General features: G+C 70.0%; 22 protein-coding genes and 1 pseudogene. 12 read left to right on the top strand and 11 right to left on the bottom strand.

The genetic code is table 11. The annotated features are described in order from the left end of the window. Positions 1–334: 334 nt before the first annotated feature. The 3 genes from ABZT17_RS36435 to ABZT17_RS36445 are packed head-to-tail and all read right to left on the bottom strand — an operon-like array spanning position 335 to position 2660. On the bottom strand, positions 335–1204 hold the full coding sequence (locus tag ABZT17_RS36435; protein ID WP_356355577.1) for a phosphatase PAP2 family protein: 870 nt from the start codon (positions 1202–1204) through the stop codon (positions 335–337). Then, entirely contained in the window at positions 1201–2010 is an 810-nt protein-coding gene (locus ABZT17_RS36440) for a VTC domain-containing protein (RefSeq protein ID WP_356355579.1), read from the bottom strand. The genes ABZT17_RS36435 and ABZT17_RS36440 overlap by 4 nt, the downstream gene beginning before the upstream one ends. Continuing rightward, on the bottom strand, positions 2007–2660 hold the full coding sequence (locus ABZT17_RS36445) for a DUF4956 domain-containing protein (RefSeq protein ID WP_356355581.1): 654 nt from the start codon (positions 2658–2660) through the stop codon (positions 2007–2009). The genes ABZT17_RS36440 and ABZT17_RS36445 overlap by 4 nt, the downstream gene beginning before the upstream one ends. 152 nt (positions 2661–2812) lie before the next feature. On the opposite strand from ABZT17_RS36445, the gene ABZT17_RS36450 reads away from it, so the two are divergent. The 4 genes from ABZT17_RS36450 to ABZT17_RS36465 all read left to right on the top strand — a co-directional run bounded on the left by ABZT17_RS36450 (position 2813) and on the right by ABZT17_RS36465 (position 5832). Next, positions 2813–3484 carry a response regulator transcription factor gene (locus tag ABZT17_RS36450; protein ID WP_356355583.1) on the top strand — a complete coding sequence of 224 codons (672 nt, stop codon included), beginning with the start codon at positions 2813–2815 and terminating at the stop codon, positions 3482–3484. Beyond that, on the top strand, positions 3481–4854 hold the full coding sequence (locus tag ABZT17_RS36455) for a HAMP domain-containing sensor histidine kinase (protein WP_356355585.1): 1374 nt from the start codon (positions 3481–3483) through the stop codon (positions 4852–4854). Before ABZT17_RS36450 ends, ABZT17_RS36455 begins: the two co-directional genes overlap by 4 nt. A 178-nt stretch (positions 4855–5032) precedes the next feature. Then, on the top strand, positions 5033–5260 hold the full coding sequence (locus tag ABZT17_RS36460; RefSeq protein ID WP_356355587.1) for a hypothetical protein: 228 nt from the start codon (positions 5033–5035) through the stop codon (positions 5258–5260). A gap of 200 nt (positions 5261–5460) precedes the next feature. Continuing rightward, entirely contained in the window at positions 5461–5832 is a 372-nt protein-coding gene (locus ABZT17_RS36465) for a BlaI/MecI/CopY family transcriptional regulator (RefSeq protein ID WP_356355589.1), read from the top strand. Between the two features lie 430 nt (positions 5833–6262). Here ABZT17_RS36465 and ABZT17_RS36470 read toward each other — a convergent pair whose 3' ends face one another. From ABZT17_RS36470 to ABZT17_RS36485, 4 genes are all read right to left on the bottom strand, one after another. Next, entirely contained in the window at positions 6263–6814 is a 552-nt protein-coding gene (locus ABZT17_RS36470) for a hypothetical protein (RefSeq protein WP_356355591.1), read from the bottom strand. A 159-nt stretch (positions 6815–6973) separates the two neighbouring features. Next, the gene (locus ABZT17_RS36475; RefSeq protein ID WP_356355593.1) at positions 6974–8254 is read right to left on the bottom strand and encodes an MFS transporter; all 1281 of its coding nucleotides are present in this window, start codon (positions 8252–8254) and stop codon (positions 6974–6976) included. Then, entirely contained in the window at positions 8251–9381 is a 1131-nt protein-coding gene (locus tag ABZT17_RS36480) for a PLP-dependent cysteine synthase family protein (protein ID WP_356355595.1), read from the bottom strand. The genes ABZT17_RS36475 and ABZT17_RS36480 overlap by 4 nt, the downstream gene beginning before the upstream one ends. Positions 9382–9477: 96 nt before the next feature. Continuing rightward, the gene (locus tag ABZT17_RS36485; RefSeq protein WP_356355597.1) at positions 9478–9942 is read right to left on the bottom strand and encodes a hypothetical protein; all 465 of its coding nucleotides are present in this window, start codon (positions 9940–9942) and stop codon (positions 9478–9480) included. Positions 9943–10288: 346 nt separating this feature from the next. Between ABZT17_RS36485 and ABZT17_RS36490 the strand changes: the two genes are divergently transcribed. Further along, positions 10289–10561 (top strand): hypothetical protein, encoded by a 273-nt coding sequence (locus ABZT17_RS36490; RefSeq protein WP_356355599.1) that lies wholly within the window; start codon positions 10289–10291, stop codon positions 10559–10561. 104 nt (positions 10562–10665) lie between these two features. Here ABZT17_RS36490 and ABZT17_RS36495 read toward each other — a convergent pair whose 3' ends face one another. Further along, positions 10666–11577 carry a M56 family metallopeptidase gene (locus ABZT17_RS36495; RefSeq protein ID WP_356355601.1) on the bottom strand — a complete coding sequence of 304 codons (912 nt, stop codon included), beginning with the start codon at positions 11575–11577 and terminating at the stop codon, positions 10666–10668. 876 nt (positions 11578–12453) lie between these two features. Between ABZT17_RS36495 and ABZT17_RS36500 the strand changes: the two genes are divergently transcribed. Continuing rightward, a complete protein-coding gene (locus ABZT17_RS36500) occupies positions 12454–12822 on the top strand; it encodes a hypothetical protein (RefSeq protein WP_356355602.1) in 369 nt (122 codons plus the stop codon). Between the two features lie 11 nt (positions 12823–12833). After that, positions 12834–13463: pseudogene (locus ABZT17_RS36505) on the top strand (nucleotidyl transferase AbiEii/AbiGii toxin family protein); the annotation flags it as partial. 200 nt (positions 13464–13663) lie between these two features. Here ABZT17_RS36505 and ABZT17_RS36510 read toward each other — a convergent pair. Then, positions 13664–15904 (bottom strand): hypothetical protein, encoded by a 2241-nt coding sequence (locus ABZT17_RS36510; RefSeq protein WP_356355604.1) that lies wholly within the window; start codon positions 15902–15904, stop codon positions 13664–13666. Between the two features lie 250 nt (positions 15905–16154). On the opposite strand from ABZT17_RS36510, the gene ABZT17_RS36515 reads away from it, so the two are divergent. Both ABZT17_RS36515 and ABZT17_RS36520 read left to right on the top strand, forming a co-directional pair. Continuing rightward, positions 16155–16430: a hypothetical protein gene (locus tag ABZT17_RS36515; RefSeq protein ID WP_356355605.1), complete on the top strand. Its 276-nt coding sequence runs from the start codon at positions 16155–16157 to the stop codon at positions 16428–16430. 652 nt (positions 16431–17082) lie between these two features. Continuing rightward, complete coding sequence (locus tag ABZT17_RS36520; protein ID WP_356355607.1) at positions 17083–17769, top strand: hypothetical protein; 687 nt, start codon at positions 17083–17085, stop codon at positions 17767–17769. Positions 17770–18424: 655 nt separating this feature from the next. Here ABZT17_RS36520 and ABZT17_RS36525 read toward each other — a convergent pair. Both ABZT17_RS36525 and ABZT17_RS36530 read right to left on the bottom strand, forming a co-directional pair. Next, on the bottom strand, positions 18425–19756 hold the full coding sequence (locus tag ABZT17_RS36525; protein ID WP_356355609.1) for a TRAM domain-containing protein: 1332 nt from the start codon (positions 19754–19756) through the stop codon (positions 18425–18427). A 92-nt stretch (positions 19757–19848) separates the two neighbouring features. Then, entirely contained in the window at positions 19849–21915 is a 2067-nt protein-coding gene (locus ABZT17_RS36530) for an APC family permease (protein ID WP_356355611.1), read from the bottom strand. Between the two features lie 197 nt (positions 21916–22112). On the opposite strand from ABZT17_RS36530, the gene ABZT17_RS36535 reads away from it, so the two are divergent. The 3 genes from ABZT17_RS36535 to ABZT17_RS36545 all read left to right on the top strand — a co-directional run bounded on the left by ABZT17_RS36535 (position 22113) and on the right by ABZT17_RS36545 (position 23679). Beyond that, positions 22113–22268 (top strand): hypothetical protein, encoded by a 156-nt coding sequence (locus ABZT17_RS36535; RefSeq protein WP_356355617.1) that lies wholly within the window; start codon positions 22113–22115, stop codon positions 22266–22268. 62 nt (positions 22269–22330) lie between these two features. Beyond that, a complete protein-coding gene (locus tag ABZT17_RS36540; protein ID WP_356355613.1) occupies positions 22331–23002 on the top strand; it encodes a TrkA family potassium uptake protein in 672 nt (223 codons plus the stop codon). Continuing rightward, on the top strand, positions 23002–23679 hold the full coding sequence (locus tag ABZT17_RS36545; RefSeq protein ID WP_356355615.1) for a TrkA family potassium uptake protein: 678 nt from the start codon (positions 23002–23004) through the stop codon (positions 23677–23679). Before ABZT17_RS36540 ends, ABZT17_RS36545 begins: the two co-directional genes overlap by 1 nt. The last annotated feature ends 100 nt before the right edge of the window (positions 23680–23779 follow it).

The following is a 23779-nucleotide window of genomic DNA, read 5'->3' on the forward strand; positions in this document are numbered from 1 at the left end:
GAGCCTGCCAAAAGGACTAAGAAGAGCAGCAGGTCAGACGCCCTTTGTCGCGGGTTCAAGAATCGCCACGCACTCCACATGATGGGTCATCGGAAAGATGTCATGGGGAGGCCAGACAGGAAAACATGCAGGTCAGGCCGCATTTGCACGCCTCGGAAACGGGCTGTGAAGCGCCCTGAGCGTCAAACGAGCGTAAACGAGCGACAAAGCGCGCCTCACGATGGCGAGCCTCTTGAAGCCGCGCTCGTCATGCCGGCCTCCGCCTTGCGCACGAGCCGGCGCGCAGGGCAGCTGTTCGCCTCAAGTGAGTCGCAAGGCGAGCAGGTGCCGACGCTCAGCCGTGCCGGTGTCCGCCGACGGCGAGTTCGTAGTCGCCGATCAGGTCGCCGAGGAGGGTTCCGGCGGTGAGGTCGCTGGTGACGTGGCCGGCCATGTAGAGGCGGGAGTAGATGACCTCGGCCCGCATCCATTCGTAGTCCGCGGCGCGGTGCGGGGAGAGGGCGCTGAGGAAGGTGACGGCCGCGGCTGCGCGGGTGGCATGGCGGGAGGGATAGGAGTACGGGCCCTTCGCCCCGGGCTTGATCTGCTTGTCCGGGCGCAGGCTCGGGTCCAGTACGAACGGGGCCGGCTGCTTGTCCTTGGCCGCCAGCTGGTCGCTGATCGTCTTGGCCAGCTTCAGGGCCGCCTTCAGCTCGGCCTTCTCCGCCGTGCCCTGCGCCGCCGGGATCAGTTCGCGCTGGTCGTGGAGGTACAGCTTCCAGATGTCCTTCTTGCCGTGGAGCTCCAGCCAGGTCGCAGCCTTCTTCCCCGCCACCGTGCGGGTCTTGGCCAGGGCCTGGACCTGGTGGAGTTCGGCGTTGCGTTCCTTGGCGGACGGGGGCGCGGGAATCTGCGCGGCGGCCCAGGCGGTGAACGTCTTGTCGTCGCGCGTGGTGCCGTGCTCCGCGGTCCACTTCGCGAAGAGGGTGTCGGCCGTCTTGCGCTGGGCCGCCGCTTCCTTGCCGATCGTCGCGATCTCGGCGTCGGTGAAGAGCTTCGGCGGCAGGTCCTGCTTGATCCGTGCCGTCGCGCCGGGCTTCTTCTTCGCGGAGGTGGACGTGGCGGCCGCGACCCACTGCGGTCGCAGCACGCCGACGGAGACGGCCGCGACGGCGAGCAGCGCGATCAGGGCATACGGCCATTTGATGCCGCGCAGGGCGTTCATGCGGCGGGGGTCCTTTCGAAGAGCGGATGCGCCTCGGTGGTGAAGTGGGCGCGGGCGAGGCGGCGTACGTCGTTGTCGGGGAGGCCGGGGGTGAGCAGGGACTGGCCGACGACGTACTTGCTGAGGGAGACGGGCCGGGCGCCGAGGCCCAGGAGCAGCCGGTCCGCGGGGGCGGGTCGGGCGCCGCCCTTGGTCTCGACGAGGACGTGGCCGGAGTCGAGAGCGGCGGTGCGGTCGCCCTGGTGGCAGGTGAGGGCGCCGTCGAGGGTGACGCGGGTGCCGTGGTCCAGGTCGGCGAGGGCAGCGCGGACGTAACGGACCTCGACGGCGGGGGCCAGCTCCTTGGCCGTGACGGGGATTCCGGATCCGTGCAGCACTTCGTCCACGAACTCGGTGGCCTGCACGCCCAGTTCGCCGTACGCGTGGGCCTGGACCGTGAGGGCGTGTTTGACCGTCGCGCCGCGGCCGTCCTTGGTCTTCACCTCCACCCGGCACATCCCGTCCTCCGCATACAGGCGGGTGCGGACCTTCCAGCGCCGGCGGCGCTGCTGCACATGGGCCCGCCAGGCACCGAGCTCCTCGGTGTCGAAGTACATGCTGAGGTAGCTCGTCGTACGGCGGCCGGCGCCGAGGTCGAGGACACGGTGGCTGGTCGTGAGCCAGGCGACGAAGTCGCGGGCGCGGTCGAGCGTGACCAGGTACTTGCGGTCGGTGCGGTGCTGCAGCGCGGCGGCCGCGTCGACCTCGGCCAGCGTCGCGCCCCGCAGCGCGGACAGGCCGAGTGCGGACGCGAAAGCGGACGTCATGAGAGTGTCAGCTCCTCGCGCGGTTCGTGTTGCGGAACGAGCGCGGTCTCGCCAGGCTGCACGGGGTAGCGGGCGGAGACCCGGGTGGTCTCGCGGACGTAGTCGACCTCGTCGACCACGACCGACAACGGCGCCTGGCCGAATCGGAGCGCCACGTCGTCGGCGATGAGCGCGGGCTCCGGGTAGATCCGGTCGAGGGTGAGCTTCACCGTCCGGGTCGGCGGGTCGTACGACTTCGGATCGTCGACCAGCAGCACCGCCAGCAGCACCACGGCGCCCAGTACGACGACGAGCCACATTTGCCGGTGCGGCAGCCCCGTGCACAGGGCGATGACCAGAGCCACGAAGGTGTAGGCGACGTCGCGGAGCGTGAACGCCGCGCTGCGGAGCCGGACCAGGGAGAGGATCCCGACCAGGCCGAAGCCGACCCCGGCCGGGAACTTGCCGGAACTGATCGTGCTCATCGCGGCGAACAGGCCGATGTTCAGCGCGGTCAGCACCAGCGGCATCGCCGGTGCGCTGGGGCGGCGCCGGTAGAGCCGGCCGACCAGGATCAGCAGGGCGAGGACGTCGAGACCGCCGCGGGTCATCACGTCGGTGACCGTGAGGTGGTCGGTGATGCCCTTGGCGGCGAGCACCGATGCGTGCATGAGGGTCCCTTCCGTCACGGCACGTCGGACGGCGGACCGGTCGCGGTCCGCGGCGCACCGCGACCTGAACGACGGTAGGGATGTCACATGAACAGACCATGAAGCCTTCCCGGTGGCCGCGCCATGGCCGGCAGGTGGTTAGCCTGACCGGCATGCACTACCTGGTCGTCGACGACGAGACACGCCTTACGGACCTGGTCGTCCGCTATCTGACCGAGTCCGGGCACACCGCCGAGGGCCACTACGACGGCCCCTCGGGGCTCGCCGCCGCCCGGGACGCGGGCGTGGACGCCGTGCTTCTCGACGTGCTGCTGCCGGGCATGGACGGGGTCGAGGTCTGCCGGACGCTGCGCGGGGAGGGCATCGACGTGCCGGTGATCCTGCTCACCGCACGCGGCGCGATCAGCGAGCGGGTCGCCGGCCTTGACGCCGGGGCCGACGACTACGTGGTCAAGCCGTTCGCCATGGAGGAACTGCTGGCCCGCCTGCGGGCGATATCCCGGCGCCGTCCCGAAGCGGCACGCCAACTCCAGGTCGGCGATCTCGTCCTCGACCCGGACCAACAGCGGGCCTGGCGGGCTGACGTCGAACTGGACCTGGCGCGGCGGGAGTTCGCCGTGCTGCGGGTGCTGATGGAGAACGCCGGACGGGTGGTCAGCCGCCTCCAGCTGCTCGACGAGGTCTGGGACGGCGAGACCGACCTGCGCAGCAACGCGATCGACGTCCACGTCTCCAAGGTGCGCGCCAAGGTCGACCGCGCCTTCGACCGTACGACCATCACGACCCTGCGCGGACGCGGCTACCGTCTGGAGACCGCCCCGTGACCCTGCGCGGCCGGCTGCGGTTCTGGTTTCGGCGGCTGCCCGTCGTCACACGCCTCGTGCTGGCCGTCGCCGTCACCATGTCGTTGGTCCTGACCGGAGCGGCCTGCCTGGTCTACTGGCGGGTCGAGACGGCCCTCGACCAACAGTTGAACGACGATCTGACCACCTACGGGCGCAGTCTCGACCAGGCCGTGCGCGCCGGGACCGAGCTCCCGCCCGGACCCAGCGGCAGCCTGCAGCAGGTCCTGGACACACGCGGCCGCATCGTGAGCTCCAGTGATGCCGTACGCCACCGGCCACTGCTCACCCCCGCCGAACTCGCCGGCGTCGAAAGCGGAGCCATGCTCCGGCACGACATCGGTTCACTGCTCCCGATCACCTCCGACACCCTGCGCCTGCGGGCACGGCAGGTCACGGCGGACGGCGGGACCAGGATCGTCGTCGCCGCCGTACGGCGCGGTCACCGTGACGAGGCGTTGCGGGAACTCCTTGCCCAGCTGGGCATCGCCTCCGGCCTGACCCTGATAGCCGCCTCCTACGTCGGCTACCGCACCGCCCGCGCCGCCCTGCGCCCTGTCGAGCGCTACCGCGGCGGAGCCGCCACCCTCGCCGGCGGCGCCCAGAACCTGCGCCTCGACGTGCCCGCCGACCGGGACGACGAGATCACCCGCCTCGGCCACACCCTCAACCACATGCTCGACCGCCTCGAAGCATCCGCCGAACGCGAGCGCCGGTTCGTCGCCGACGCCAGCCACGAACTGCGCACCCCGCTCACCCTGATGCGGGCCGAGGTCGATGTCGCGCTGCACCGGCCCCGCTCCGCCGAGGAACTCACCGAGACCCTGCGCTCCGTGGACGCCGAGGTGCAACGCCTGATCGACCTCTCCAACGCCCTGCTCGACCTGGAGGAACTCGGCAGCAGCGGGCACCTCACCCGGGCGCCCGTACGACTCGCCGACCTGGTCGACACGGCCGTCTCCCCGCATCGGCGCACGGCCGAACGCGCCGGGCACGGCCTGCACACCGACGTGGACGACACGGCCGTCGACGTCGACGCCCGCTGGCTGGTGCCGGCCATCGGCAACCTCGTCGACAACGCGCTTCGCCACGGCAACGGAAGTGTCCGCGTCACGGCCGTAGTCCACGACGGCAGGGTGCGGGTACGGGTCACGGACGACGGGCCCGGTTTCCCACCCGAGTTTCTGCCCCGGGCCTTCGACCGCTTCGCCCGCGCCGAAGCGAGCCGCACCAGCAAGGGATCCGGCCTCGGGCTCGCCTTCGTCCACGCCGTGGCCACCGCGCACGGCGGCACGGCGCACGCCGAGAACACCGGGCGAGGGGCGGTCGTCACTCTTGAGCTCCCCAGCTGAGTCGCGGGGCGGTAGTCAGGAGGCGGGGGTGTCCTGGTCCCCGGGGACGGTCGGGGACGGGGGACGCGTGTGTACCGCGGCGGTGGAGGTGGCGTATGACCACGGTGGCGAGCACGATGCCCACTGCGGCGAGCGAGTACGACTCGTAGCGCTGGATGGCCGGACAGAGGGTGCCGATGTGGTCCCCGGCGAGATCGCCGAGGGTCACCCGGACGCCCACCCACAGCGCTGCCCCGAGGGCGTTGAAGGCCAGAAACCGGCGCCAGGGCATCTCGCTCGGGCCGGCGATGATGCCGTTGGCCTGGCACAGGCCCTCGACGAAGCGGGCGACGGTGACGACCTGCCGCCGTCGCGGGTGAAGAACGCCTCGGCCCTGGCGACGCGCGGCGGGGTGAGCAGCACGTAGCGGCCGGACCGCAATCCCGACCGAGCGGCATACAGCGGGTCAGCCCTTCAAGGCCGGCAGACGGCCGGCGAGAGCGCGTCGCCCCGTCGACAGACTTGAGACGGCCGTGTCGGACTCGTCCGCACTCGGGCCAGGCCACCGGTCGTCCGCAGCCCTTACGATGACTTCTTATTACCGCAGTGCAGAAGGAGACGCTGGGCATGCGACGGTTGGGTGATCTGGAGGCGGAGATCATGGACCGTCTGTGGAGGTGGCGGCGCCCGGCGACCGTGCGCGAGGTCGTCGACGACATCAACCGGACGCGGACCGTCGCCTATACCACCGTGATGACCGTGGCCAACATCCTCCACCACAAGGGCTGGCTGGTACGCGAGCAGAAAGACGGCCGGGCCTGGTTGTACGAGCCGGTCCGCACGCGGGAGGAGTACGCGGCCGCCCTTATGGAGGACGCCCTGAGCGCCAGCGAGGACCGCCCGGTGGCACTGACCCACTTCGTGGACCAGATGTCTTCCGCCGAGATCTCCGCGCTCCGCAAGGCCCTTCGGAACGCGGGAAAACGCGCGGACACGTGACTGGCGCGACTCCTGTTCGCCCCGTACAGCGGAGGCGGTCGTCCTCTCTGAGGCTCTGGTCGATTTGGACGCCAAGTTCCAGATGAAGATAGTCGCGACCGCGGTCCTGGCAGCCGATCCCGCAGCCGTCCGGGTGGACGGACGCCGTGCCGCCCGTCCACCCGGACGGCTGCGGCGCCGTCGGGAGCGCGGGACTTGCCGACCCGGAGCGGGGTCAGGATGAGCAGCCCGTCGATCTCGCCGCGCCAGGGGAATCCGCTCCCAGTGCAGCATCCGCTACCCCGGGTTGTCGGCGTCGAAGAAGACGGACACCGTCTTCTTCGACAGCACGATGGTGGCGTCCCCATACCCACTAGGGGTATCTCACTCTACTAATCGGGCCGCGTACACAACGGCTGATGACCGGCCGCCGCAGTACACGCAGCGCCCATCACCCCGAGGCAGCCATCTTCTTGCCCGCCGGCGTGACGGCGAACCACGCACCCTCCTTGCCCTGGCCGTTCATCTCACCGGCCTTGGTGTCGCCCATGTAGCGGTACAGCGGCCAGCCGGCGAGGGTGATCTGCTTCATGCCGTCGTCGCGGGTGAGGACACCGACCTCGGCCTGCACGCCCATCCCCTGAGGGGTGCCGTCGGCCATGACCGGCATCCAGGTCTCCGCACAGGTGCCCGTGCACATCGACATGTTCACCTGGTCCTTGCCGTAGCGATAGAGCGTGAAGCCCTGGGCGTCGGTGACCACCGCCCCCATGCCGGACATCGTCTTGGACATCAGCATGTTCGTACTGACCATGTGACCTGTGCCGCCGCTCGGGGTGGACGCGCCTCCGTCGGCGGGTGCCGTGGTCCCGGCGGGTGCGGACGTCACCGGTGCGGCCGCGCCGGTGTTCGCGGAATTGTCACTGGACGACCCACACGCGGTGAGCAGCAACGCCGAGGCGACGCCCGAGGCCATGACGAGGGCAATGCGGTGCCGGGACACGAAGTTCTCCCTTGTTGTCGCACGGGTTATCTACTGATGCCCTTAGTACGTTCGCAGACATTGGGCCGTTCAGGCACAGGAGACGCACATGACGAGACCTTTACCCGGAGCGCGCGGCGAGGTCCTCGTCCCGCGTCGGTGAGACGGGGCGTCGGACGGTCACGATGCCACCGCCGTGAGCTCCGGTTCGGGGGTCGCGACCAGGCGACCCGAACGCGCCAGCAGTGCGACGCAGCCGGCGCAGAACGCGCCCGTCGCCGCGAGCACCCACCAGATCAGCTCCGGGCGCCCCAGACGGTCGGCGGCGTCCCAGACGGCCCCGGTGGTCAGGTTGCCCAGCGTGATGCCCAGGCCGGCCACGGTGTTGTACAGCCCGTAGTGGGTGGCGACGAGGCGTCTGCCGGCCAGGGAGACAACGGTGTCCATCTCGAACGGGTAGACCATCGCTGTGCCCAGTCCCAGCAGGACCACCGCCGCGAACAGTGGTGCCAGTGCCACGGCCCAGGCCGCCGGGCCGGAGGTTCGGGTCACCGTGCCGGTATCGATGAGCGGGGGGAGGAAGGCCGTACCCATGAGCGCAATGCCGTAGACGATGGCGCGCTGGGACGACCAGCGCGCCCGGGCCCATGCGGTGATCCTCAGTTGGCCGGCCACGGCGACCGCGGCCGAGACCGCGAACAGGACGGTGGTCACGGCGTCGCCCCGGTCCGGGACGGCGCGGTACGCCTGCAACGGCAGTGCCAGGTAGACCTGGAAGGACAGGACGTACGAGCCGATCATGGCCAGGGCGAAGAGCAGGAACGGGCGGTTGGCGACGACCGTGCGCCAGTCGGCCGGCACGCTGCCGGGTTCGGGCCGCGATGTGCCTCTCCGGGCGGGCAGCATGCGCAGCTGAATCACCGTCAGGGCGAGGAACAGGAGGGCAGCCACGGAACAGACCAGCCGGAAGTCCGCCGCCAAAAGGGTGAGTCCGGCCAGTGGGCCCACGAACATCCCCGCCTGGTAGAAGACGTTGAATGCGGCGAACGCCTCCACGCGCCGCTCCCCCGCCTCCTGTGCCAGATACGCGCGGACGGCGGGATTGAACAGAGCGCCCGCGAACCCGGTCGCCGCCGACGCCACGACCAGAGCCGGCAGTGAGCTGACGGAGCCGAGCAGGGCAAAGCCGACGGTCCGCAGCACAAGCCCTGTCACGATCACCGGCTTGTAGCCGAGCCGGTCGGCGAGTGTGCCACCGACGAGGAACATGCCCTGCTGGGTGAAGTTGCGCACCCCGAGCACCAGGCCGACCGCCCAGGCGGCCAGGCCCAGGCCGTCCGCGAGGTGGACGGCGAGGTAGGGCATGAGCATGTAGAAGGCGGTATTGATGGTGAACTGCTGGATCATCAGCAGACGACTGCATCCGTTGAACGAATGGAACTGCACGGCCAGGGCCTTCATCGCACGGCCCCCTGCGGCACGGTGACGGTGGTGCAGCGGGTCCAACGCTCCGCTGTGCGCTCACCCGGGTGCGCGATCTCGTCCGGCTCGGCGGCGGGGACACTGCGCAGGAGGTCATGAGCGCGGCAGAACTGGTCGCTGTAGACGGTGTTCCAGTAGCGGTGCACGCCGTCGGGGAAGATCGCCGCGATCCGGGTCCGCTCCGGTTCGGTCCGGGCCAGCCAGTTCGCCACGAGTGCGACGGCGCCCACGCTCCAGCCGCCGCTGGCGTAGTGGCCGCGGGCCAGTTGGCGGCAGGTCCACACCGCCTCCCCCGGGGCCACCCAGTGGACCTCGTCGAAGGCCGCATGGTCGACGTTGCCGGGGTGGATGCTACTGCCCAGGCCGCGCATGAGGCGGGGGCCGGCGGGCTGGCCGAAGACCGTGGAGTTCACCGAGTCGACACCGACGAGCCTGAGTTCCGGGGTGAAGCCGCGAAGGGTGCGGGCGATGCCCGCCGAGTGGCCGCCGGTGCCGACCGCCGTGACCAGGACGTCGATCCGGCCGAGTTGCACGATGAGTTCCAGGGCCAGTGGGGCGTAGGCGGCGACGTTGTCGGGGTTGTTGTACTGGTCGGGACACCAGGCCGACGGGGTACGGGCGAGCAGTTCGCACACGCGCCGGCGGCGTGCCTCCTGCCAGCCGCCCACGGGATGCGGCCCGGTGACCATGTCGACGTGCGCTCCGAGCGCGCGCAGCTGGTGCACCATCAGCGGCTCCATGCCGGGATCGGTGACGAGGGTGACCGGATGGCCGTACGTGATCCCGGCCAGGGCCAGACCGAGGCCGAGGGTGCCGCTGGTGGACTCGACGATCGGCGCCCCTGGCCGGAGGTCACCCCGTTTGCGGGCCGCGGCCACCATGTGGAGCGCCGGGCGGTCCTTGATGCCGCCGGGGTTGGCGCCCTCCAGTTTCGCCCAGAAGCCGCGGCCCGCCGGGTTGAAGGGCTCTCCGATCCACAGGACGGGGGTGTTGCCGACCATGCCGGCCGGTGAGCGTCGCGGCGCCCCGGCCGGTTCCGGAAGTTCGTGTCCCGCGGGGAAGGAGGTGATGTCGTGCGACGTGACGTCGCGCAGGGCAGTGTTCATGTGGGGGTCCTCTCGCGACCCCGCTCGTGCTGGGGCCGCGTGTCTGCCGTACGGGTGTGTGCCGGAGGGCCCGGCCGTGCACGCCGGGCGGCACGATCACGTACGGCTGACGCAGACCAGTTTCAGCAGATGGGGGCCGCCGGGAGTCGGCAGGGCCGCCGGGTCCCGTCTCCCTGGCGGGCCGCCCGACGTCACGGGATCGACCATGCGGTGTCGCAGGGAAAGCAGTGCGATCAGCGTGAACGCCAGCACCAGGGTCCCCGCGGGCACGCGCGGGTCGGCGGGCCGGTCGGCCGGGTCGCAGCACAGGGTGCAGTGCCCGTCATGGTCGTCCGCCCCGTGATCCAAGGCACAGTCCGCCACCGCCCACACGGAGCGCGGGCTGTTCGCGCCGGCCTCCTGATGCGCCGCCGGCGCGGCCACGGTCGTTGCATGCGGATAGCCGTCATCCAGGTCCGAGGCGCACGCGACAGCGTGGGCCAGGAGCATCAGCACCAGACCCACGAGGAGGGCGAGGGCCGGCCTGCGCACCCTCGCACAGCCGGCAGATTCCTGCGGCATGCGACAGATGGTAAGCACATTGTCATGATCTGGCAGCTTTCGTTCGTGTATGGGTGAAGTGGCTCGGAGGCGAAAGCGTGGGTACATGTGTCCGGCCGTCCTCCCGGACAAGGGTGTGATCGCCGTGCGCGAGGTGTGGCGGGAGTAGGGCATATCACCGTCGTGGCCGTCGCCTGCTGCTTCACCCGTGCGTACACGCGGACCGGGCGGCGGCCTGCCGGCTCGGCCTGCCGCCGCTGCCGACGCAGCGCGGCGACTGGGCCATTCAAGGTATGGCCCGCCCGTCCCATGCACTCAATCCCTTGGTGGGAGCAGGGTGAACCGACCTCCGCCTGGCGGTTCGCGCGTGGGGAGATCGACGAAGAGGAGTACCAGCGTCGTCGAGGCGCTCGTGCACCGCCCCGAGCACATCGCACCCGCGCAGCGGCAACTCGTCGAGCTGTTCCAGAGTCTGCTGACCGAGGCCGCCGAGGCCGGCGAGCTCCACGACGACGTCGCCCCGACAGAGCCGGCGAGCTACTGCCTCCACGCCCTCAGCGCGGCCGGGGGCCTGTCCTCCGAGGCGGCCGTCCACCGACTCGTCGCGGTCACCCTGGCGGGGTTGCGCCCGACGGGCTGAATCGGACCCGCACTCACCCCCGGGAAGGAGGTCGGTACTCCCGGTCAGGTGTTCCTACTACGCGAAACGCACAACCCGTTGGGGTGAGGCGGGTCCTACAGCGGTCAGGGCACGCACGCCACCGTCAGGGGCAGCAGCGGAGCCACGACCGTGGCCATGACGATGCCCAGCCATGCCATACGGTGCGGCCGGGGCTGCGGCGCGAGGACGCGGCGCAGCCGGATGAGAACTGCCGAGCCGCCCGCCCCCAGAGCCACCGCCGGCGCTCGTCCCGCCGCGACCTCGCACATCGCTGTCGCCAGCGCGTCCCTGGAGTGATGGCGCAGGGCACGGTCGTCCGCGATCATCTCCAGCAGCAAGTTCGTCTGCTCCTTGGCGTGCCGGGCGAGCGGCAGACCGCGGAAAGCGCGCGAGAACGCGTGCACCAGGATCTTCAACAGATGGTGCCTGCCCGCGATGTGGGCGCGCTCGTGTGCGAGTACGGCGCGCAGCTGCTCCTCGGTGAGGACATCCAGCGCGCCGCTGGTGACGACCACGCGGGCGCGGCGTCCGGCCAGGCAGTACACGGCGGGAATGCCGTGGTCGACGATCGTGGCGCCGTACTCGGGCGAGGGTTCGCCGACGAGAGTGAGCATGTCCAGCTGCCGGTTGAGGGCACGTCGCGCCTGCCAGGCACACCGGACCAGCCATCCGACCGGCAGCAGGGTGACCACGACGGGTACCGCAATCGCCAGGGCGTCGTCGAACGTGGGGGGTGCGTCGCCCGCCGAAGGGGCATCCGCAGGCAGTCCGCATGCCGTGAGCAGCCCCATCATTCCGTCGTGCACATGCTGTTCGGCCGTCACCACGTGGTATACCGAGAGGGCGGTGGCGACGACGAACGTGACCATAAGTCCCTGCCACGCCAGGACGGCGGCAGCCGGCGCCCGGTGCGCCCACAGGGCCCTGGCCAGCAGGCGCGGCACCACGACAGCCACCAGGACCGCGTATCCGGCCAGACCCGCGGCTGTGATCATGCGCTGCTCCGCCTCTTCACCGCTCGGAGCGCCGAGCGTAGCGCGTCCACTTCCTCCGTACTCATCTGTTCCACGAAACCGGCCAGTGCGCCTGCCGGGTCCGGGGTGTCCGAGAGGGCGTCCTGCTGCCACCTCCAGCGACAGACGGCCAGTCGTAGACCCGCTTGGCCATCGCGTGAGGAAACCCCGCCGCCGGCCGGGTCTGTCGGTCAGCCCGTGGGCGACCTCCACGACGAGACGCGCGGACCGCTCCGGGTCCGTGGATTCGGGAAACTCCCGTAGTTGACGACCCGCCGCCATTCCGCGATCTCCTCGTCATCGGCATGGGCGAACCGGACGTGTCCTTCGGCGAGGAGCCGTGACGGAGAGAGAACCGGCCGGCCTCAGTGACCTCCGCACGGACACCATGGCCCTTGTCCACCGTCAAAACCCACGGTCACGCAGGGCATACGCCGAGCGCCACTCTCTGGCCGCCGACCCACAGCGCACATCACGCACAACACCTGAACCCGCAGGTCAGACGGCCTTTCCGGCCGGCTCCAGAATCGCCACGCACTCCACATGATGGGTCATCGGGAAGGTGTCGGCCTGGACGGGAGCAGGGAAAACAGCAGGTCAACCATGGTTTTTCCGCCTCGCCGACGGGCTCACAGGGGCCACGAGCGTCAAATGAGCGTCACGGCGGGCGGACCGATCGCCACTCCGGCCCTCCCCGCCTCACTCCGGAGCCATGATGGAGGTGCACTGCCAGTCGTACCGCGCGTTGGCGCAGAGAGCCACGGAAGCCTGTGCCCGCTGCACCAGATTCCCGAGCAAGCTGGACCTGAACGTCCGAGCGTTCCCGCCAACGGACCTCCATCAGGGATAATCGACCCCATGTCGCTCTCCGAAGCCGCCGCACTCGCCCCGGGCGTCACCAACCCGTACCGGATCAAGTTCGTCCGGCGGCTGCCCGGCTCCCTGGACGAACTGCGCGGGCCGGTGCACGGTGTGGTCGAGCTGCCGCTGACGGTGGCCTGGTCCGGGCTGCGCTCCTTCGACCTGGACCGGCCGCGGCTGCGGATGAGCCTGTACCGCACGGTGCTGTCCGAGGGCATGCGCGAGGACCTGTGCCGCTTCCTCGACGCCGACCTGCTCATCGAACTATGGCCGACTCTGCGCACCCTGATCGGCACCGCCGTCCGCGACGCCTGGGAGGGCGCCTTCCCCGAACTGCATGAAGCCGGCCGGACCACCGCCGCGTGAAGAAACCACCGATGCCGGAATTGCACGCCCGGCTCCTCGAAGACGTCCTCGCCCTCGGTTCGCCCTACCCGCTGGTGCTGACCGGTGGCTACGCCGTCCAGGCTCACCAGCTCGTCGACCGCCCCAGCCAGGACCTGGACGTCGCCACCCAGAACCCCGCCCCCATGGCCGACATCGCCCACGACCTGGTCGGCGGTCTGGTCCGGCTCGGATGGCGGGCCGAGACCATCGAGGTCTCCCCGCTCTCCGCCCGTTTCCTGGTCACCGATCCCGACAGCGGTCAGAAGTGCGAGGTCGACATCCTCAAGGAGGTCTTCTGGCACCCCACCGTCCCGACCTCCTACGGTCCCGTCCTGTCCGAGCAGGACGTCATCGGCACCAAGGTCCGCGCCATCGCCGAACGCGGCGCCGCCCGCGACCTCATCGACGTCTACGCCGCCTCCCAACGCTGGACCACCGCCGACCTGGAAGAATTCGGCCGCCGCCACGCCCGCCCCGACACCCTCTTCGGCGCCGCCGAACTCCAAGCGCGCCTGGTCGGCGCCGACTGGATCGACGACACCGAGTTCGCCGCGTACGGACTCGACGAACAGACCATCGCCGACCTGCGCACCTGGGCCCGCGACTGGTCCGATGCCATGGGACGCCGGGCCGCGGCCGAGAACCCGTACGAGAAGGAGTACGGCGAAGCAGGATCCGTACAGGAAGATCCGTACGACAGCTTCGACCCGGACGCGTACGAGAACTGAGTTCCCCACCCGCATAGCGTCGCCGAACGCGCCTGTCCAGCACATCCCATCGGCCGGGCCGCTCGAGAGAGCAGCGGCGGCACCAGTTCGTATCAGCGGCGCTTCCTCCGTTTCCCCTTCTTCCTGGCGCTGCCGCTCTTCCGCTTGCGTGCGGCATCCGCGCGCAGTCGGCCCAGGTGGGAGGAGCGGGCGCGCAGGGCTGCCACGTCGATGGCCGCCAGGCGTTCGAGGCCGGAGATATCCGGGTGGCCTGAGGTCTGGGCGACGCGGAGCATCGTGGTGAGGGTTTCGGCGTCGGCTCTGGTGTGGCCGACGGCATCCAACAGCCCAGTCTCGCCGTCGAGTTCGCGCATGAGCAGCAGGCTCTCGGCGGCGGCCAGGGCGTACTCGCGGTCGTCCATGTCTTCCATGCCGTCCGGGCCGTGCTCGGTCGCCTTGTCCGCGAGCAGCGTCGCCTCGGCCGCCTGTTCCCGGCCGACGAACAGGGCGCTGGGAGCGAGTTCGGGGTCGGTACGCAGGTGGCGGAGCAGGTCCGGGCCGTATCCGTCGGGCAGTTCGGCCACCAGCATCCGCAGCAGGCCGTTGCGGCGGGCGTGCAGGCGCACCCGCTTCAGCGCGTCCGCGAGGGCCGGGCGGGCGGTGTCCCAGCCGCCGGCCGCCTCGATCCAGCCGGCCAGTTCGGTACGGGTGTGCTGGTCGTCGTACTCGTCGAAGAGGGTGGCGAGGAGGGTGGTGGCGTCGGCCGTGCGCAGGTCTCCGAGGGCCGGGGCGGAGCGGCCCAGCGAGGTGAGCAGCTCGCGGACCGCGTATGTGCCGAGCGGGGTGAGCCGGAGGAGCTCGACGTCGTCGCCCTCGCACGAGCGCAGGAGTTCGCGGAGGTGTGCGGCGCCGTCGGGGTCGTCGGCGCCGAGCAGCGCGGCAGGCCCGGTGCTCCCGTCCTCTGCGGCCAGGGATCGCAGGCCATCGAGGACCGAGGGGTCGACCGGCCCGCGTTCGAAGGCGATCACCCCGGTGCGTACGAGCAGGTCGAGGACCACGCGAAGTTCCGCCGGGGAGTATGTGTCCTCTCCCTCGCCCGGCCACCGGTCGTCGTCCAGGTGCCCCGCCCGTACCGTATGCCACAGCATCGGCCAGGGCGTGCCGGCCGGCATGCCGTACAGCGCGGCCAACAGGTCGGTGAGCAGCAGGTCGAAGCGCGGATAGAGCCGGGAGGGGACGTCCCACACCGGACCGATGAGCAGCGGATCGCGCAGGGCGGGAAGGGCGGTGAGCGCGCGGGCGGCGAGTGCGAGCGGGTCCTCGCGTACGGTACGGGCGCCAGCGACCGCGACCAGACGGCCGCGGTACGCCCGCACCAGGCGGGCTTCGCGCGCCCACTCCACCAGGAGCCGCAGGTAGGGGAGTTGATCGGCGCGGCGGATGTGGTCGAAGCCGTCGCCGGCCAGATGCTTCAGCGGCCCCGCAGCCGCGCCCAAGCCGCGGTCGGTGCCCAGATGGCAGGCGAGTTCGAGGGCGTCGGCGGTCTTCAGCCGGCCGGTCTTGGTGAGCGGCTGGCCCTCTTTGCCGAGCCACCTGGCCACCTCGGCCAGCTGCCCGAGGATGTCCACGCCGGCAGCCGCCTCGCGCAGGGCCTCCTCGTCGCCGAGATCAACGACCGGCAGCGGCAGCGTCCGCCCCTCCAGCAGGCTGTGGCCATCGGGCCCCGCGCCCAAGAGCCCACCCAGGAACTGATTGCCCATCACCTTGGCCAGCGCCGCCTCGTCGTACTCGACCCGCCCCGCCCGGACATCGGCGATGAACCGGTCCATGGCCCGCTCGTCACGCACGTCGACACCGCTGCGGGCCGCGGTCAGCATCCAGAACTTGGCGGGCCTCATGAAGCGAGGATCCTCCATGGCCTCCGCGTGGGCCTGGCGCAGTAACTCCGCCACTTCCCGCAGCCGGGCGGGGTCGTCCGAGCGGACGTCGAGCAGGCCGGAAGCGGCAAGGAACTCCACCAGCGTGGCGACGGCACCGGGCGCGTCGTGCTCCTCGATCTCCTCCGGCAGGACGGTCACGTTCCGCGGCAGCCACTCCAGGAGCAGCGCCCGCACATGCTCCTCGCGCCACAGCGCGAGCCGCCCGTCCGCCGTGCCACGATGCCGGTACTCCAGCGCCTGCTCGACCGTGAACTCGTCCAGGCCGCCGGCCTCGAACCCCCGCCGTTGCTCGTCGTATTCGGAGGTGAGACGGACGATAATCTCGCAGGTGGCCTCGAACCCATCACCGTCGTCACCCCCAACACCCGCACCAGCGGCGTCCCCATCGGGATCGGGATCGAACAGCAACCTCACACCTGGACCATCGCTTTCTCATCATGACCGGTTGTCCGGGCACCGACGATAGGGCTCCTGCGCCATCTGTACGCCGGTGTTTGACGCGGGGGCGAGAGGTGTGCATGCCCAGGAGACCGCCGCTCCTGGAGCCAAGACTCACTGTCCTTGCCCCATGGATCCGTAGGGCCCAGGGGACCAACGCACCGAAGCACGCGTGCCTCGCCATTAAGGCCCCGCCTCCGACCAACTGCCAACCAGTCTGTCCGAATTGACCGGCCCCACCCACCGCTGCGTGGACCTGTCCCTGCATCTCGCCTGGTCCGGACTGCGCTCCTTCGATCTGGACGACGACAAGCTGTTCCTCGGCATGTACCGCATCGTCCTGACCACGGGCCTGCATGACGACTACATTCAATTCCTGGACGGCAGCCTTCTGACCTCCCACTGGCCCCGGCTCCAGAGAATGGTCGGCCGCGGTGTCCGTACGGCTTGGGAGGACGCGTTTCCTGAGTTGCGTCCGGACGCGGGCCAGGCTGCCGCCTGAGCCCCCACAAGGTACCGGATCTCCCCAAGCACCACCGTCGGCTCCACGTCGACACCCTCGGCCAGAGGTGCTGCTAAGGGCTCGCTCACGAGCGGCTAAGCGGCAGAGCACTCCACCGAGGTAACTATTACTCCGGCTGCCGTCGGCGGTGGCCGGGATCGGCGTGAGGCACTCGTACGAGCGCCCCAGGACCTTCGGCCGCGGCCCGCCCGCTCTACGGTGGCCACCTGCCACACCATCTATTGGAGCCAACACCATGAAGTACGCCGTGTCCGCGCCTCAGGCCGACTTGCTCCGCGAGATCGCGGCGGCTTCCGAGGCGACGCAGATCCCGCCGGCTCGCAGACGGCTTGGGCACTGGAGCAGCTCGGGCTGGTCAAGAGGACGTGGCATGGCAGCGGACAAGTCGCCGTGGTGACGGCGGACGGCCGCTATCTCCTCAAGCACGGCAGGCATCCCCGGCAGGTACGAGCGGAGAAGAAGCGACTGGAGGGCGATGGCACTCAAGCCGCGCTCGCCCCAGCCGACGGGGCCGAACTGGTCTCCCGCCTGAAGTCGGCCTCAGGGAGAAAGATCACGGTCCCTGATCCCGGGCAAAAGACTCGGGGGGGGGTGGCGGGCCGCCTACTACGAGGCGCTGCACCACGGACACGTGCCGAACGGCCACAAGGTGCGGTGGAACGGCCGCCAGCGCGGTGACTGCGTCTGCACTCCGGTCGACGAGGATGCCGAGAAGGCGGCCCAACGTCCGCCGGTGCCGACCATCGAAGTACCGGAGATTCTGAATCGCCCCCACGCTCTTGTCCGTGCGACGCGGAAAGCCTTGAGTCGTGCGCAGGGCACGGTCGACACTCGAGGCCGGGCGGAGATCATCCCGTTGCATGTGTCGCGTCCGCTTGCCGACCGTGCCCTACGGGTCATGCACGCACTCCTGACGGAAGCCGAGAACCGCGGTCACGCAGTCGAGACCCAGACCGACCTGCAGGACGGTGAGGCTGTGCACACGCTGGCGATCAGCATCCGGGGCCGCGCCTTTCCTCTCGTCCTCACGGAGCGGTCGACGAGAGTCCCGCACGAGCCGACCCCACAGGAAGTCTGTCAACAGGAGCGGAACCCGTGGACTCGACTGCCCAAATACGACGAGGAGTTCAACGGTCGCCTTGCCATCGGCGCCCCCGCCAATAGCTGGTACCAGCACTCGTACTCCTACAGTGATGGAGCACGCTGGACGTTGGAGTCCCGCCTGGGTCTTCTGCTACAAGATCTCGAACGCCTCGCAGCGGAAGCAGAACGCCGGGAGCATCCACCCACGCTCCGTGGTCGACCATACCTCCCGTGATAATGCGGGGGCAGTCCTCGGAGTCGACCACTGTGAGAGCTTGTATCTCGGATGACACGCGCGCGTCCTTCTTCTGGCGTGCCGCCAAACGGTCCAGGGTCTTTCCGTCACGTACGTCCCGGACTTCGATGCGCCCAAGCTCACTGCCGGTGACAGCGTAGGGGTACCCCCGCGTGGTGAAGACCGCCAACGCAGTCCTCCATCATGCGCGCGGCCGTCGACGACGATGTGATCGCGGTGAGCCCCTACCGCCGCAGTGGTTCACGCTCGACCAAGCGCAGAGCATCCTGGACGTGGCAGTCCCCCTGGGACTTTTCTGGGACTTCCGGCCCCATCAAGCGGCACGAGCGTGAAATAGCCGAAAGGTCATTCGCGCAGGTCAGCATCTACAGGCCACTCATCGCGGCAGGTCACCGCGTTCGCTGGTCTCTTCCGGGACATCTGACGAGCAGGAAGTAGCAGCTCCGCCCTGAGCGTCACCCGCCCTCGACGCACCATCGACACTCGCCGTCCAGACGGGGTCTGACCTGCCCAGCAGACTGCCTGACACCCCATCAGAACGAGCGTCAAATGAGCGTCACGAGCGTCATTTCAGCGTCAAGATATCGCCCGTAACGCCCACACCACACATGATGCGAACGCGCAAAACCGCAGGTCAGGAACCCTTTACGGCAGGTTCAAGGATCGCAACACACTCCACGTGGTGCGTCATCGGAAACAGATCGAACGCCCGCAGCGTCCGCACCCGGTACCCCCCGTCCCGGAAGTACCCCAGGTCCCGCGCCAGTGCGGCCGGATCGCAGGCCACGTAGGCGATCCGGCGGGCTCCCAGCGAGGCGAGGTGTTCCACCGTCTTCTTGCCCGCGCCCGCCCGGGGCGGGTCGAGGACGATCAGGTCGACCTCCGTGATCCCGGTGCGCGGGAGCACGGTCTCGACCTTGCCCTGTTCGATCCGCACCCGCTCGAAGTCGGCCAGGTTGTGCCGCGCGTCCTCCACGGCACGCTTGCCGGACTCGATGCCGAGGACCGCGCCCTTCTCGCCGAGGCGGTCGGCGAGGGCACCCGCGAAGAGGCCGACGCCGCAGTACAGGTCCAGCGCCATCTCGCCCTTGCGCGGCAGCAGGCCCTGCATCACGGCCTTGACCAGGGTGTCCGCCGCCATCGGGTGGACCTGCCAGAAGCCGCCGCTGCCCACCCGGTGGGTCCGGCCGTCCGCGCGTTCGCGGACGAACGCGCGACCGTGGACGCGGTGGATACCGCCGTCCTTCTCCTCGACGCGCATCACGGAGACGGGCTTGTCCAGTTCGACGAGGGGGAGGCGGGCGCCGGGCCGGGGCTCCAGGATCACCATGCGGTCCTGGGAGCCCGTGGCCGCGATCGCCTCGACGGACGCCATCCCGGACCAGTCGCGTTCCTCGATGCCCAGCTCGCTCACGCCCGGGGCCGCGATCATGCAGTGCTCGATCGGCTCGACCTCGTGCGAGCGGTGCCGGCGCAGACCGGCGCGGCCGGTGGAGGCGTCCACCGCGTACTGCACCCGCGTCCGCCACTGCGGCACCTCGCCCGCCGGCAGCTTGTCGCCCTCGGCCGGCATCACCGTGCCGTCCCAGCCGGCCTCCTCGGGCGACAGCCCCGCGAGCCGCCGCAGCTGCTCGGCGACGACCTCGCCCTTCAGCCGCCGCTGGGCCCCCGGCTTGGCGTGCTGCCAGTCGCAGCCGCCGCAGCGCCCGGGACCGGCGTAGGGACAGGGCGCCTCGACACGGTCCTTGGCGGCCGAGAGCACCGAGACGGCGTCCGCGCGCAGGAAGCGCGCCCCCTCCTCGCCCTCCGTCACCCGCGCCACGACCCGCTCACCGGGCAGCGCGTGGCGTACGAACAGGACCTGGCCCTCTTCCGTGCGGGCGATGCAGTGCCCGCCGTGCGCGACGGGGCCGACCTCGACCTCGTACTCCTCCCCGACCAGCGACTTCTTCGGTTCTGCCTGCATGGCGGGGTGACTCCAGTGGTGAGAAAAGAACGGCGGCCGGACAACAGCCCACCAGTCTACGTGGGTGCCGTCCGGCCGATGACCGGCGAGCGTCAGCCCCGGCCGCCCCCCGGCGCGCCGGAGGACTCCTTCGGGCGCTCGCCCTGCGCCGGCCCGCGCCGCACCGAACCCGGCGCGTTCCACTCCTGCCGCTTGCGCGCCCGCAGCTTCGCCCGTTCCGAGGACTGCAGCTGGTAGGGCACGGAGGTGACCATGATGCCCGGGGTGAACAGCAGCCGGCCCTTGAGCCGCAGCGCGCTCTGGTTGTGCAGCAGATGCTCGTACCAGTGGCCGACCACGTACTCGGGGATGATCACGGAGACCGCGTCCCGCGGCGACTCCTTGCGCATGTTCCTGACGTACTCGATGATCGGCCGCGTGATCTCGCGGTACGGCGAGTCCAGCACCTTCAGCGGTACGTCGATGCCGCGCCGCTCCCACTCCGCCTGCAGCGCCTTGGTCTCCGCCGGGTCGACGTTGACGGTGAGCGCCTCCAGCGAGTCCGAGCGCATCAGCTTGGCGTAGGCGAGGGCGCGCAGGGTGGGCCGGTGGATCTTGGAGATCAGGACGACCGAGTGCACCCGGGACGGCCGTACGCTGTCGTCGCTCGGGCCCTCGGGGGCCGCGATCTCGGCCGCGACACCGTCGTAGTGCCGGCGGATCGCCGTCATCGTCGCGTAGAAGATCACCATGCCGAGCAGGGCGACCCAGGCGCCGTGGGTGAACTTGGTGACGAGGACGACGACCAGCACCAGGCCGGTGAAGAAGGCGCCGAAGGTGTTGATGGCCCGCGAGCGGATCATGTGGCTGCGCTTGGCGGGGTCCTTCTCGACCGCGAGGTGGCGGTTCCAGTGCCGGACCATGCCGGTCTGGCTGAGGGTGAAGGAGACGAACACACCGACGATGTACAGCTGGATCAGCCGCGTGGAGTCGGCGCCGTAGATCACGGTCAGCAGGGTCGCCGCGCCGGCCAGCAGCACGATGCCGTTGGAGAAGGCGAGGCGGTCGCCCCGGGTGTGCAGCTGCCGGGGCAGATAGCGGTCCTGGGCGAGGATGGAGCCGAGCACCGGGAAGCCGTTGTAGGCCGTGTTGGCGGCCAGGAACAGCACGAGCGCGGTGGCCGCGGCGAGGACCACGAAGAAGAAGCTGCCCTTGCCGAAGACCGCCTCGGCGACCTGGGTGATCACCGGGTTCTGGACGTAGTCCGCGCCGACGCCGACACCGTGCTTGAGCAGGTCGGTGGCCGGGTTCTCGGCCATCCGGACCTTGGTCGTCAGGGCGAGGACGATGATGCCGCAGAACATGGTGACGGCGAGCAGGCCCATCGCGGCCAGCGTGGTCGCCGCGTTCTTCGACTTGGGCTTGCGGAAGGCCGGCACACCGTTGGAGATCGCCTCGACACCGGTGAGCGCGGCACAGCCGGAGGAGAAGGCGCGCAGCATCAGGAAGACCAGCGCGAAACCGGCCAGTCCCTGGTGCTCGGCCTTGATCGTGTACTGGGCCGTCGGTGCCCGCATGGTGTCGTCCAGGACCAGACCGCGGAACGCGCCCCACGCGATCATGATGAAGACGCCGCCGACGAACACGTACGTCGGGATCGCGAAGAGCTTGCCGGACTCCTTGACGCCCCGCAGGTTCATCAGCGTGAGCAGCACGATCACGGCGACCGCGCACAGCACCTTGTGCTCGACCACGAACGGGACCGCCGAGCCCAGGTTCTCGATACCGGAGGCGATCGACACGGCCACGGTGAGGACGTAGTCGACGAGCAGGGCACTGGCCACGGTCAGGCCCGCCCTGGGGCCGAGGTTGGTGGTGGCCACCTCGTAGTCGCCGCCGCCGCTGGGGTACGCGTGCACGTTCTGCCGGTAGGAGGCGACCACGGTGAACATCAGCACGACGACCGCGAGCGCGATCCAGGGGCTGAAGTGGTACGCCGACACGCCCGCGATGGACAGGACCAGCAGCACCTCTCCGGGGGCGTACGCCACGGAGGACAGCGGGTCGGAGGCGAAGACGGGAAGGGCGATGCGCTTCGGCAGGAGCGTTTCGCCCAGCCGGTCACTGCGCAGTGCGCGCCCGATCAGGATCCGTTTGGGCACGTCGGTCAGTTTGGACACAACAGGTAATCGTAGGCGTTCGAACGGGTGCCCAACCACCCGCCACCCACGATCCGCCCCCCATCTGCTCTCCGAGTGAAATCGGGGCTGTCCACGGCTGCGGATTCCGCACCCCGCGGCGCCCCCATGTCTATATGACGAAACATCCCCCGTTCTTCCGTCCGTCATGGCCCAGTTGCCCGCCTCCCGGAGGTCCCATGCACGCCCACGCAGAGCTGATCGGCGCCGCGGCGACCCTCGTCGGGCTCGGAATCCTGACCCTGGTGAGCGTCCGCAGCATCGGCCGTCGCTGGGATCACGGGCGTCACGGCAACCGCGCACAGGGGTGCCGACGTCGTACCGCGCGTGTGTAGCTTGGGCGACGGTCTGAGACCCTGAGCTGAGCAGTAGACATCTGGACACCGGAAGGACGGTCGTGCACATCGTCATCATGGGCTGCGGAAGAGTGGGTTCCGCACTTGCCCAGACCCTGGAGCAACAGGGGCACACGGTCGCAGTGATCGACCAGGACCCCACCGCCTTCCGCCGCCTCGGTCCCGGGTTCGGCGGTCGCCGGGTCACCGGGATCGGCTTCGACCAGGACACCCTGCGCGAGGCGGGCATCGAGGAGGCCGGCGCCTTCGCCGCCGTCTCCAGCGGCGACAACTCCAACATCATCGCGGCGCGCGTCGCCCGCGAGATGTTCGGCATCGAGAACGTCGCGGCCCGTATCTACGACCCCCGCCGCGCGGAGGTCTACCAGCGCCTGGGCATCCCCACCGTGGCCACGGTCCGCTGGACGGCCGACCAGATGCTGCGCCGGCTGCTCCCCTCGGGTGCCGAGCCCCTGTGGCGCGACCCCAGCGGGGGTGTCCAGCTCGCCGAGGTGCACACCTCGCCCGCCTGGGTCGGCCACAAGGTCAGCAAGCTCCAGGAGGAGACGGGCGTCCGGGTGGCGTTCCTGACCCGGCTCGGTGAGGCGATCCTGCCCACCTCGCAGACGGTGCTGCAGGAGGGCGACCTGGTGCACGTGATGATGCGCACCGACGAGGTCGACAAGGTCGAGGCGTCCTTCGCCAAGGGTCCCGAAGAGGAGGGCGGTCACTGATGAGGGTCGCCATTGCCGGTGCCGGCGCGGTCGGCCGCTCGATCGCGGGCGAGCTGCTGGAGAACGGCCACGAGGTCCTGCTGGTCGACAAGGCGCCGACCGCCATCTCGGTCGAGCGGGTCCCGCAGGCGGAGTGGCTGCTGGCCGACGCCTGTGAGATCACGTCCCTGGACGAGGCGGCGCTCCAGCGCTGCAACGTCGTCATCGCCGCGACCGGCGACGACAAGGTCAACCTGGTCGTCTCCCTGCTCGCCAAGACGGAGTACGGCGTCCCGCGCGTGGTCGCCCGCGTCAACAACCCGAAGAACGAGTGGCTCTTCAACGAGTCCTGGGGCGTCGACGTCGCCGTCTCCACCCCGCGTCTGATGTCCGCGCTGGTCGAGGAGGCGGTGAGCGTCGGCGACCTGGTCCGTCTGCTCCGCTTCAGCCACGGCGACGCCAACCTGGTCGAGCTGACCCTCCCGGAGGAGTCGGCCCTGGCCGGCACCCAGGTCGGCGACGTGGAATGGCCCGAGGACACCTCCCTGGTCACCATCATCCGGGGCACCCGGGTCCTCACCCCGACCCGCGACGACTCCCTGGAGCCGGGCGACGAACTCCTGTTCGTGGCCGCACAGGCGCGCGAGGAACAGCTGGAGGACCTGCTGTCGGTCCGCAAGGAGGACGCGGCGGGCTGACTCTTCGGGGTGAGTCCGGTGCGCTCGGCGATTTCCAGGCGGCTGATTCCGTCCGCTCCGGCCGTGCGCAGCAGGTCGAGGACGAGTGCGGTGTTGTGGC

The organism is Streptomyces sp. NPDC005648 (assembly GCF_040605395.1).
GTDB lineage: Bacteria > Actinomycetota > Actinomycetes > Streptomycetales > Streptomycetaceae > Streptomyces.